Annotated in this window: 10 protein-coding genes and 1 pseudogene; 8 read left to right on the plus strand and 3 right to left on the minus strand. The window is 41.3% G+C overall.

Annotation, left to right across the window (positions count from 1 at the left end):
• The first annotated feature begins 55 nt into the window (after nucleotides 1-55).
• From A1019T_RS11485 to A1019T_RS11510, 6 genes are all read left to right on the plus strand, one after another.
• Nucleotides 56-1,162 carry an RNA-guided endonuclease InsQ/TnpB family protein gene (locus tag A1019T_RS11485; protein ID WP_077451752.1) on the plus strand — a complete coding sequence of 369 codons (1,107 nt, stop codon included), beginning with the start codon at nucleotides 56-58 and terminating at the stop codon, nucleotides 1,160-1,162.
• Nucleotides 1,163-1,262: 100 nt separating this feature from the next.
• Nucleotides 1,263-2,411, plus strand: a complete 1,149-nt coding sequence (gene serC / locus A1019T_RS11490) for a 3-phosphoserine/phosphohydroxythreonine transaminase (RefSeq protein WP_077451753.1) — start codon at nucleotides 1,263-1,265, stop codon at nucleotides 2,409-2,411.
• Between the two features lie 106 nt (nucleotides 2,412-2,517).
• The gene (locus A1019T_RS11495; protein WP_077451754.1) at nucleotides 2,518-4,377 is read left to right on the plus strand and encodes an extracellular solute-binding protein; all 1,860 of its coding nucleotides are present in this window, start codon (nucleotides 2,518-2,520) and stop codon (nucleotides 4,375-4,377) included.
• Between the two features lie 89 nt (nucleotides 4,378-4,466).
• Complete coding sequence (gene gloB / locus A1019T_RS11500; protein WP_077451755.1) at nucleotides 4,467-5,246, plus strand: hydroxyacylglutathione hydrolase; 780 nt, start codon at nucleotides 4,467-4,469, stop codon at nucleotides 5,244-5,246.
• 56 nt (nucleotides 5,247-5,302) lie between these two features.
• Nucleotides 5,303-6,373: a microcin C ABC transporter permease YejB gene (locus tag A1019T_RS11505; RefSeq protein WP_077451756.1), complete on the plus strand. Its 1,071-nt coding sequence runs from the start codon at nucleotides 5,303-5,305 to the stop codon at nucleotides 6,371-6,373.
• Between the two features lies 1 nt (nucleotide 6,374).
• Nucleotides 6,375-7,406, plus strand: a complete 1,032-nt coding sequence (locus A1019T_RS11510) for an ABC transporter permease (protein ID WP_077451757.1) — start codon at nucleotides 6,375-6,377, stop codon at nucleotides 7,404-7,406.
• A 98-nt stretch (nucleotides 7,407-7,504) separates the two neighbouring features.
• Here the strand turns inward: A1019T_RS11510 and A1019T_RS11515 are convergent, their stop codons facing one another.
• Nucleotides 7,505-7,888 (minus strand): hypothetical protein, encoded by a 384-nt coding sequence (locus tag A1019T_RS11515; protein WP_077451758.1) that lies wholly within the window; start codon nucleotides 7,886-7,888, stop codon nucleotides 7,505-7,507.
• Between the two features lie 430 nt (nucleotides 7,889-8,318).
• Between A1019T_RS11515 and A1019T_RS11520 the strand changes: the two genes are divergently transcribed.
• Both A1019T_RS11520 and zapE read left to right on the plus strand, forming a co-directional pair.
• Complete coding sequence (locus A1019T_RS11520) at nucleotides 8,319-8,984, plus strand: alpha/beta hydrolase (protein WP_077451759.1); 666 nt, start codon at nucleotides 8,319-8,321, stop codon at nucleotides 8,982-8,984.
• Nucleotides 8,985-9,072: 88 nt separating this feature from the next.
• Nucleotides 9,073-10,209 (plus strand): cell division protein ZapE, encoded by a 1,137-nt coding sequence (gene zapE, locus A1019T_RS11525; RefSeq protein ID WP_077451760.1) that lies wholly within the window; start codon nucleotides 9,073-9,075, stop codon nucleotides 10,207-10,209.
• A gap of 164 nt (nucleotides 10,210-10,373) precedes the next feature.
• Here zapE and A1019T_RS11530 read toward each other — a convergent pair whose 3' ends face one another.
• Nucleotides 10,374-10,916 carry a hypothetical protein gene (locus tag A1019T_RS11530; protein WP_244156652.1) on the minus strand — a complete coding sequence of 181 codons (543 nt, stop codon included), beginning with the start codon at nucleotides 10,914-10,916 and terminating at the stop codon, nucleotides 10,374-10,376.
• Nucleotides 10,917-11,023: 107 nt separating this feature from the next.
• Nucleotides 11,024-11,322: pseudogene (locus A1019T_RS14035) on the minus strand (RNA-guided endonuclease InsQ/TnpB family protein); the annotation flags it as partial.

Raw genomic sequence — 11,322 nt, forward strand, 5'->3', positions numbered from 1 at the left:
CGTGATAAGTAATTAAAAGGTTGTAAGTTAAAACTAACCTCGCCATACTAAAGATATGAAAACCCTCAAGCTACGCATTAAAGACAAGCACGTAAAAGAGCTGAATCAGCTAAGCGGTTCGGTGAACTTCGTGTGGAACTATGTTAATGCGCTTTGCTTTGAGCATTTAAAACGTACCGGTGAGTTCTTTAGTGCTTATGATCTAAGTCAGTACACTAAAGGAAGTGGTGAGTATTTAGGTTTGCATAGTCAAACCTTGCAAGCTATTAATGAGACTCACGCTAAATCACGTAAACAGTTTAAAAAAGCTAAGCTTAATTGGCGTACCAATCGTCCTGATGCAAAACGCAAATCACTGGGCTGGATACCTTTTAAGAAATCTGCTATCAAGTATCTACATACCAGACAAACGGGAAAGAAAGCACTTAAATCAACCATACGGCTATCACTCTCTAAAGGTGACAAGTTAATCATTAACGTGTTTGACAGCTACAACCTGTCTTTGTATCAAATCAACACGCTTGAGATAGTACAAGACAGTCGTAATCGTTGGTATGCGTGTATTACTGTTAAAGATTACCCTAAACAAGTAAGCGGTACGGGTAGTGTTGGCATTGACTTAGGCTTAAAAGAAGCTGCCACCACGTCAAACGGCGAAAAGCTAATTCCTAAGCAAACTCAAAAATGGGCGCATAAATTAGCAACCGCTCAGCGCGCCAAGAATAAAGAGCGTGTCAAAGCAATCCACGCCAAAATTAAAAACACAAGATTAGATTTAATCCATAAGTTCACCATCAAGCTTGTTAAAGATAATGCTTTAATTGTCGTTGGTGATGTTAAATCACGTTCATTTACAACTAAAAAAACCAAGCTGGCTAAATCGACATACGATGCAGGATGGTTTGAGCTTAAAAGACAACTGGAATATAAATGCAAGCATGCAGGTTGTCATTTTGAGATCGTAAATGAGAAATACACTACCCAGACCTGTTCGTACTGTCATAAAATAAGTGATAGTAGTCCGAAAGGTAGAACAGGTCTTGGAATAAGAGGATGGACTTGTGCTGAGTGTGGCACGTGGCATGATAGAGATATCAATGCTGCTAAGAACATCCTTGCGGTCGGGCTTGACCGTCTAGCTGTAGGAATCCCCTCTGTTTAGCGAGGGGAGGAGGTCAACGCTTTGATAATTGTATTATACTTATCCAATTAACCTAAAATGCTATACCCCCACCCACCTTATTTTGTTTTGTAGGAAAATTATGAACCAAGTAACTGCAGCCGCTAACTTAAATGATGAAGCTTCTCTCAATCGTAAACACAATTTTTGTGCTGGGCCAGCGTCTTTACCGACAGAAGTGTTGCTAAAAGCACAAGCTGAGATGTTGGATTGGAGAGGGAAAGGCGTCTCTATTATGGAGATGAGCCATCGTAGCGCTGACTATGTGAAAGTGGCGCAAGAAGCAGAGCAAAGCTTACGCCGTTTAATGAATATCCCTGATAATTACAAAGTGTTGTTCTTACAAGGTGGAGCAACGCTTCAATTCTCTGCTATTCCGTTAAACCTATTGGGTAACGAGAAGAGTCAAGGTAAAGCAGATTATTTGACTACGGGCGCTTGGTCAGGCAAAGCTATTAAAGAGGCCAAACGCTACGCCCAGCTAGGATTGGGTGAAGTGAATGAAGTGGCTTCTAGCAAAGCATCAAACTTTACTACAGTTCCTGATCAAGATGAGTGGCAGCTAACTGAAGGGGCACAATATTTTCATTACTGTGCTAATGAAACTATTCACGGGGTACAAATTTTTCAGCCACCCCAAGTGGATGCGCCATTAATTGCGGATATGTCTTCTTGTATCTTGTCAGAACCTATTGATGTCTCGAAATTTGGGATGATTTATGCAGGGGCTCAAAAAAATATTGGTCCTGCAGGTTTGGTTATTGTGATTATCCGTGAAGATTTAATTGGTAAAGCTAGCGAGTGGTGCCCAGCCTTACTTGATTATGCCAATCAAGTGAACAAGGAATCTATGCTGAACACGCCAGCCACCTATTCTTGGTATTTAGCAGGGCTTGTGTTTGAGTGGTTAGAGCAACAAGGTGGCTTAGAGGCCATTGCAAAAATTAACCGTCAAAAAGCAGAATTATTATATAAAACCATCGATGACAGCGAGTTTTACATTAATAACGTAGACCCTCAGTATCGCTCAATTATGAACGTGTCTTTTACCTTAAAAGACAGTAGTTTAGATGGGCAGTTTTTAACAGAAGCTGAAGAAGCAGGCTTATTAAACCTAAAAGGGCATCGTGATGTAGGCGGTATGCGTGCCAGCATCTACAATGCTGTGAGCTTAGAGTCGGTGCAAGCTTTATGTGATTTCATGGTTGAATTTGCTAAAAAACAGGCTTAATTAAATCGGATTAAATCAAACTTAATCATTTCTAAAGCTACCATCTCTAAAGCTTTAGGGTGGTTGCTTCTATACTAGGAATTAAACTTATTTAAGGAGGGGGTAAATGCAAATTAAGCTGTTTTCCAAAAGACAGAATGCTTGTTTTGCCTCGACCTTAATGAGTGCGGTATTGCTTAGTTTAGCGCCTAGTGCTTATGCTGATCCTATTACTGTGACAGCCATTGGCCACAATAGTGAGGCGCGTTATATTAATGCGCCTTATCTACCTTATGCCAACCCTAAAGCCCCAAAAGGCGGTACGTTATTGCTATCAGCACTGGGTACCTTTAACAGTGCCAACCCCTGGATGACTACAGGGGTGGCTATGAATGGTACTGACTATCTTTACGACACCTTATTATCAGGCTCATTGAATGAGTCTTTTGTTATGTACCCGCAGCTGGCTGAAAAAGTCACTTACGACCCTGATGATACCAGCTGGATTATTTACCATATCGATCCTAATGCCAAATTTTGGGATGGTAGCGCTGTCACTAGTGATGATGTCCAAGCTACTTATGATGCTTATTTGAACAAAGGACTGATGCAAGTGCGCAGTTATTTGGCTGCTATCGATAAAGTGGAAGTCCTAGATAAGTACCGAGTAAAGTTTCATTTCAAATCTTCTGACAATAAAGAAGTTTTATTATTGACGGTTGGTCAGTTTCCAATCTTTAAAAAAGCTTCGGTTGAGAAGGATTTTGAAAAGTTATCGCTTACTCCCTTAATGGGCAGTGGTCCTTACAAGTTGCTTAACATTGAACAAGGGCGTAGTGTGACTTATAAGCGTGACCCTAACTATTGGGGAAGACAGCTTATGGTTAACAAAGGCCGGTTTAACTTTGATTACATTAAATACCTCTACTACGGTAGTGATGAAATTGCACTAGAAGGATTTAAGGTAGGGCAGTATCACTTTCGGCAAGAAAGTTCTGCTAGGAAGTGGACAACCGCTTATGACTTTGGTGCTGCCAGAGCAGGGTTGATAAAAAAAGAAGCCATTGTTACCAAGAACCCTGTGATGATGCAGGCTTTGGTGATGAATCTTCGAAAAGATATCTTTTCCGATATACAGGTCCGTCAAGCGATGACCGATGCTTTTGACTTTGAGCTAATGAACAAGACTTTGTTCTATGATCAATACGAGCGTTTAGAAAGCTACTTTCATGGCTCAGAGTTGGCGGCTACCGGAGTGCCAGATACAGAAGAATATGAGGTGTTAAAGCCTTTACTGCCGAAGCTTGAGCCTATTCAAAGGCAAGCCACTGTGGCAAAGTGGCAGCTTGCTAAGTCAGATGGCAAAAGCTACCATCGGCAAGCTCTATTAAATGCTCGACAAAAACTGCTACAAGCTGGTTTTTATTATCAAGATATGAAGCTATATCAAGCCAATGGCAAGCTAGCTAGCTTTGAGATCTTAATTACTGACGATAAAATGAGCCGAGTACTTTTGCCTTACGTGAGAAACTTAAAAAAGCTAGGCTTTACGGTTTCGATTCGTCAAGTAGATACCTCGCAATATTTAGAGCGCTTAAGACGATTTGACTATGACATGATAGTGGCTGGTTTCCCGCAAAGCACTTCACCTGGCTCTGAACAAAGCTATATGTGGGGTAGTGCTGCAGCTGATGAGCAGGGTAACCAAAATTACAGTGGCATTAAGAATGAAGCCATTGATACGGTGATAGACAAGCTCATTAAAGCCGCGAATAGAGAAGAGATTGTGCTTTATACTAAGGTGTTGGATCGCTTGTTGCGGGCTGGCTATTATATGGTTCCTATGTATGGAACTACCAATACCCGGGTGGTCTATTGGGATAAGTATCGTCACCATAAAACGTTGCCAGACAATGCTATAGGTATTGACTACTGGTGGGTAGATAAATCTGCCGAATCTATTGTTAATAAATATTTAAAACGATAATTTAAAGTATTGCCTAAGATATTTTGACATAAGAGAACACGACTTAGTCATATTAAAGAATAAATACACTTTAAATAATAGGAAGTTTCATGAGCTTAATTATTACGCCTATCCCCGCCTTTACTGATAACTATATATGGGCGCTAGTAAATGATAAGAATAAACAAGCCATCGTCATTGATCCAGGTCAGGCGGCCCCCGTTGCTGACTATTTACAGCAATACCAACTTGAGTTGACCGCCATTTGGGTTACTCATCATCACGATGATCATATTGGTGGTATAGCAGAGCTACGTGAGATGTACCCTATGACGCATGTGGTGGCGGGATCTGATCATGGAGTGAGTCCAGACCAGATTGTCAAAGAAGGCAGCTCAGTAAGTGCTTGGGGGTACACAGCTCAAGTATGGGCGGTTCCTGGGCATACCGCCTCGCATTTGGCTTATGTATTGACCCATGAAGATGAGAAGCAAGTCTTCTGTGGCGACACCTTATTTAGTGCAGGCTGTGGTCGGGTCTTTACAGGTACTATAGAGCAATTATATGAAAGCTTTAAGCGGTTAAATAAATTGCCTAAAAATACTTTATTTTATCCAGCCCATGAATATACTGCCTCAAACTTAAGATTCGGCTTATCTATTGAACCAGACAACTCAGTCATGCAACAAACTTTACAGCAAGTTGAGGCCCTTAATGAAGAGGGTAAGCCGTCGTTACCAGTGACCTTAGAGCATGAAAGACAGGTTAACGTATTCTTGCGTAGCGAAGAGTTAACGGTTATCGATGGGGTGCAAAGACAGGTGGAGCTTGCAGACACCAAGCCATTAACCGTGTTTAGTGCTTTAAGAGCCCTAAAAGATAACTTCTAACTCAACGGATTGGATTGGAACTATCATGATAAGCAGTAATAAATAAGGATAGAGTCATGGGTCGTTATATTTTAAAACGGTTATTGCTTATCATACCCACATTATTCCTCATTCTTTTAACCAATTTTATATTGGTTCAAGCAGCACCAGGTGGCCCAGTTGAGCAGCAAATAGCACAAATTGAGCTGGCTCAAAACAAGGGGGAGACCACTGGAGCCGCAATGGGAGGGGGTAGCATTCTTTCAGATGGGGTTTATAGAGGCTCAAGAGGACTGTCTGAAGAGATGGTAGAGGCCATTAAGGCACAATATGGCTTTGATAAGCCGGCCCCTGAACGCTTTTGGATTATGCTAAAAAACTATGCCGTGCTTGATTTTGGTACGTCATTCTTTAAGGGTAAGCCAGTTACCGAGCTAATCGTAGAAAAATTACCGGTCTCTATTTCTCTTGGTCTTTGGAGCACCCTGCTTATCTATCTCATCGCCATACCTTTGGGTATCTATAAGGCGATGCACCACGGCTCAGGTATTGATAAATTTACCGCGGTTATGTTGGCGGTTGGTCATGCCATTCCTATATTTGTGTTCGGTGTTATTTTACTGGTGCTGTTTGCAGGGGGGAGTTACTGGCAGATTTTCCCCTTACAGGGACTGGTTTCAGAGAATTTTGATCAGTTGAGCCCTTTGGCTAAAATCAAAGACTATTTTTGGCATTTGGCGTTACCGCTGACGGCAAGCACCATTGGCGGCTTTGCAGCCCTTACTTATTTAACAAAATTTAGTTTCATCGAAGAGTTATCCAAGCAATATGTGCTGACTGCACGGGCCAAAGGTTTAAGCAACCGCCAGGTGCTTTATGGTCATGTCTTTAGAAATGCAATGCTGATTGTTATTGCGGGTATTCCTGCCGCCATTGTCAGTATATTTTTTACTGGAAATCTCTTAATTGAGATTATATTTAAGCTTGACGGTTTAGGCTTACTTGGCTTTGAGGCCATTGTACAGCGAGACTATCCAGTGATATTTGGCACCTTATTCATCTTCACCTTGGTGGGTTTGTTATTACAGCTTATTAGTGACATAAGCTATCATCTCATTGACCCACGTATTGACTTCGAGGGACGCTAAGATGAGTAAAGATAATCCTTTGGTTAATCCAATATGGCAGGCAAGACTCAATCGTTTTAAACGAAATAGACTCGGAGTGGTGGCTCTGCTGTTATTTTGTCTCATCTCTTTAGTCTGTTTGGGTGCTAATTTTGTGGCCAATGATAAGCCTTTATTGGTTAAATATGAGGATAATTTATATTTCCCAGTGGTTAAAGCTTATCCGGAAACCGCGTTTGGTGGGGTATTTGAGACCGAAGCGGACTATAAAGATCCAGCAGTAAAACAACTGATTGAACAAAAAGGCTTTATGATCATGCCACTCATTGAGTTTGCGGATCAGACGGCCAGTGTTGAGCTAGAGCAGCCTTATCCGGCACCGCCTAATGCCAATAATTGGTTAGGGACTGACGATACGGGTAGGGATGTATTGGCTCGAATTCTCTATGGAATGCGGATCTCTTTAATTTTTGGCTTGGCATTAACCTTAGCGGGATCATTAATAGGGATTATCGTGGGTGCAGTACAAGGCTATTATGGCGGATGGCCGGATTTGATTGGCCAACGCTTTATGGAGGTATGGGCAGGCTTACCTCAACTGTTTATGATTATTATTTTGGTCAGCTTATTTAACCCCAGTGTTTGGGTGTTATTTGCTTTAATGCTGTTATTTGGTTGGATGAGTTTGGTCGGCTTAGTTCGTGCAGAGTTTTTAAGGGCACGTAATTTTGATTATGTGAGAGCAGCCCGAAATTTAGGGGCCTCTGACCGCCAAATTATGCTGCGTCATATTCTTCCAAATGCTTTGGCTTCAAGTTTGTCTCAGCTGCCTTTTATATTAACTGCCAATATTGTGGCTTTGACCTCACTGGACTTCTTGGGCTATGGATTACCGCCAGGCTCTCCTTCATTAGGGGAGCTGATGAATCAAGGTAAAGATAATCTAGATGCTCCTTGGTTGGCCTTATCTGCCTTTTTTAGTTTAACCGTCGTGTTGTCATTACTGATATTCGTGGGAGAAGCGCTAAGAGATGCCTTTGATCCAAGACGCTAGCTTGTAGTTATAACTTTTCGAGAAATACCGCATAATAAAAAAGGTTCTTATTAAGTAAGAACCTTTTTTGTAGACGGGTCTAGAGCTTGCTTAATAGATTACTGACAACGGAAGCTGATATTATATTCATAGTCGTCGTCACGGGATAAGTTAGGTTTACCTGTACCTAGGACTACGCCCGCAATTGCGCCTGCTTGATCAATCATGCGTCCTGTTCTTTGGTCAAACAAGCCATTGTATTTGACTTCATCTTTGACAATGACTGCCTGACGCATGCCACAAGTCTTTTTGGCACTGGCTAAAGCATTTTCTTGAGCCTGAACTTTAGTTTTGCCAACACCTGTGGTTTCAAAGGTAGAGTCTACGCGCTGAATAACAGGGGCAGTGGGGGTAGATTGACAAGCGCTTAAGCCAATTGCAGCCGATGCAAGGAAACCTAAAGTAGTGAATTTTGTCATTTTTTGCCAAGCTAGTGTGGTCATAAGAGGCCTCAAAATAATTAAAAGGAACTATAAGCTAAGGAAAGCTAAGTAAATATAAGTAACAAGCAAAGTTAAATGCAGGATCCTAAATTAGGATCATCAAATAATAAGCAATATAGTTGTCATGGTAGTATATCAGAGTATACTTTCGCAATTATTGAGCGTTCATTGTTTAGTGTAGAGCTTATTGCTTCTATATTACAACTACAATAATATCAGCTAGCACTTATTAGAGGCTAACTAGCATTTATTAGAGGCTAGGTAGAGCATAAGTTGGCTTATGCCTCCTATGCATTGCCTGCTACATTAACACAGCCTTACCCACTTATAAGGTAGTTTTTGCTATCATGGGGTCACTTGAGATATATAACCCTAGCTATAATTTTGGCAATAACTAATAACCATTATATAAAAGATAAAGATTTTGACTATGAAAACCAAAACTGAAGAGTTTTTGATTGATGGCCCTGCAGGAAAACTTGAAGTAGAAGCGCTATGGCAGAATGAGGATCCTACGGATACTAACACCAAAAAAGTGGCTTTATTATGTCATCCTAACCCTTTATTTGATGGTACTATGAAGAATAAAGTGGTGACCACCATGTTTAACTTTGCCCGTGATGAGGGCATGCATGTGGTGCGTTTTAACTTTCGTGGGGCAGGTAAGTCGACCGGTGAGCACGATTATGCGGTAGGTGAAATTGAAGATGCTATGGCGGTATTACAGTGGATTAGCGATCACACCTCAGCAAATCAGCTATGGCTAGGAGGCTTTTCCTTTGGCGGTTATATTACTGCGAGGGTCGCTGAGCAGTTATTAGTTACGCCTCATATTTGGGGGTTGACTGAGATGGAGCTAACAAAGGTAATATTAATGGCTCCTTCTGTTGAAAACAATGATGCCTCTGACGTTATGTTGCCGACCCAAAAAACCATTCAAATCTATGGCGATGCCGATACTGTGATTAAGCCTGAGCTTATGAAAAAATTTGCTGAAGATAAACAAATCGCCAGTTATGTGCTTGAAGGGGCAGGCCACTTCTTTCATGGGCGTTTAACTGAAATTAGAACTTTATTAGAGCAACACGCAGTATAAGCCATAAATAGGCCAGCGAGATGGAAAACGCTTGAGTGGCTAAAATTAGTTTTTTATTCCTTGATGAGATAAGAGCGATAGTTGAAATATGAATATGACCCCATTACAAAGGTACCAAGCTGCGATAGCTACTGATGAGTTTAATCATGATCCTATTCAGGAACAGGCGATGACCTATCTTGATGGGGTTTATCATCAACTGATAGAGAACTCCAAAGAGAAAAAAAGTTTTTTTGGCCTGTTTAAATCGCAACCTGTTCCGCCAAAAGGGCTTTACATGTGGGGCGGTGTAGGTCGAGGCAAAACTTGGATGATGGATATGTTCTTTGAGTCTGTGCCCCTACAGCGCAAAATGCGGATGCATTTCCATCACTTTATGCAGCGGGTTCACAAAGAGCTAAATAAACTTCAAGGCAGTAGTGACCCCTTAGAGAAAGTGGCAGATATCATCCATGATGAGGCGGTACTAATTTGCTTCGATGAATTCTTTGTCTCCAACGTCTCCGACGCTATGATCTTAGGGGATTTGTTTACTATGCTGTTTAAGCGTGGTATTACCTTAGTTGCCACCTCAAATATTGAGCCATCGGGTTTATATAAAGATGGACTACATAGGGATCGCTTCATGCCAGCAGTAGCGGAGCTTGAGAAGCACACTACTGTAATGAATATCGACTCAGGTATTGATTACCGTTTACGTTTACTGCAGCAAGCTGAGCTGTATAAATATCCATTAACCAAAGAAAATAGTCACTGGTTGGCCAACCGTTTTGTGTCATTGGCCAATAATCAAAAGATTTCAAAAGAACCCATTATTATTAATGGGCGTGAAATTAAGATTAACGCTCGCACCAAGACCGTCTTGTATTGTGATTTCAGACAGCTGTGTATGGAGCCAAGATCTGCCAACGACTTTATTGAGATCTCCAATAACTTTACTACAGTATTGGTAGATAACGTTCCTGATTTAACTGATGTGCTGCGAGATCCTACGCGTCGTTTCATTTACTTAGTAGATGAGTTTTATGATCGCCGTGTGAAATTACTAATTAGAGCAGAGCAGTCTATCTTGGAATTATATCAAGGTGAAAAGCTGGCCTTTGAGATTGAACGGACCCGCTCACGTCTGCTTGAAATGCAGTCGGAAGATTATCTAAAGCTTGAGCATCGTTTGGATGTAGATAGCTCACAAGCCACATTGGACGATGATGAGTTGGTTGGCTAGTTAGCGATTGAAATCTGGTTTGGTTAATATCAGTTTTTTAAAGACTTAAATATAAAAAACCATAAAGGCTTATAAATAGAGGGTTATTAATTCTCTGTTTATAAGCCTTTTTTTAGTTTTCAAAGTTCGTAGGTCTCAAATGCAGATGAGAGCTGGGCTAGGTATTAATGCACAATAGTATTAAAGGCCACGCTCACTGACTTGCGTGGCGGAATATACTTAATGTCCCAGCGCAGAGATTTATATTCAGAATAAGGCACTTCTACCAGCTTCCCATCAACCATACGCATTAAGGGTAGGTCACGGTAATTGTAGTTATCAAGCGAAGCTTGGGCACTAGGAGGATAAGCCTCTCCAGTAAATTCTGTATTGGCTGGAATAGGAAGGGTTACCGTGGTGTTTTGAATCGCAGTATTTAAAGTATTGCTATAGGTAGCTTTATACTGGATTAGAGTACCAATTTTGGCCGTATTTACAGGAATATATACCTTTTCGCCCTGATTATTAGTCACAACTTTGCTGGCACTGAGCCTCATTTTCAGAGCGTCATTGGCTTGGGCGGGGGCTGCTGTCAGGGTAAGTAAAATACCAGATAAGACAGCCGCAAGATAGACATTACTGTACTTCAAAAAAGACTTGGATAATATAGGCTTCCAAAAACGAGAAAGCTTACTATAAAACACGGCTCCTGAAATAACTGTGATCAAGATGAACTCCTTTATGAGACTATGCCACTTAGGGTGGTAGCGAGTCTCTTATGCTTTAGTTGCTATAGTTAATATCAACACAAACCATTTTTGACTTCCTCCCCTCGCTAAACCGAGGGGATTCCTACAGCTAGACGGTCAAGCCCGACCGCAAGGATGTTCTTAGCAGCATTGGTATCTCTATCATGCCATGTGCCACACTCAGCACAAGTCCATCCTTTATTCGCAAACCTGCTCTACCCTCAAGCTACTGTCACTTATTGTGTGGCAGCACGAGCAAGTCTGGGTAGTGTAACTCTCATTTACCATCTCAAGCTGACAACCTGCATGCTTGCATTTGTATTCCAGTTGTCGTTTAAGCTCAAACCATCCTGCATCGTATGTTGATTTAGCTAGATTGGTTTTT

Source organism: Psychrobacter piechaudii (assembly GCF_900162825.1).
Lineage (GTDB): Bacteria > Pseudomonadota > Gammaproteobacteria > Pseudomonadales > Moraxellaceae > Psychrobacter > Psychrobacter piechaudii.

Bases quoted from the DNA above. Each gene is read 5' to 3' on its own strand.
- A1019T_RS11485 (WP_077451752.1), top strand. From the start codon at position 56: ATGAAAACCCTCAAGCTACGCATTAAAGACAAGCACGTAAAAGAGCTG.
- serC (WP_077451753.1), top strand. From the start codon at position 1,263: ATGAACCAAGTAACTGCAGCCGCTAACTTAAATGATGAAGCTTCTCTC.
- A1019T_RS11495 (WP_077451754.1), top strand. From the start codon at position 2,518: ATGCAAATTAAGCTGTTTTCCAAAAGACAGAATGCTTGTTTTGCCTCG.
- gloB (WP_077451755.1), top strand. From the start codon at position 4,467: ATGAGCTTAATTATTACGCCTATCCCCGCCTTTACTGATAACTATATA.
- A1019T_RS11505 (WP_077451756.1), top strand. From the start codon at position 5,303: ATGGGTCGTTATATTTTAAAACGGTTATTGCTTATCATACCCACATTA.
- A1019T_RS11510 (WP_077451757.1), top strand. From the start codon at position 6,375: ATGAGTAAAGATAATCCTTTGGTTAATCCAATATGGCAGGCAAGACTC.
- A1019T_RS11515 (WP_077451758.1), bottom strand. From the start codon at position 7,888: ATGACCACACTAGCTTGGCAAAAAATGACAAAATTCACTACTTTAGGT.
- A1019T_RS11520 (WP_077451759.1), top strand. From the start codon at position 8,319: ATGAAAACCAAAACTGAAGAGTTTTTGATTGATGGCCCTGCAGGAAAA.
- zapE (WP_077451760.1), top strand. From the start codon at position 9,073: ATGAATATGACCCCATTACAAAGGTACCAAGCTGCGATAGCTACTGAT.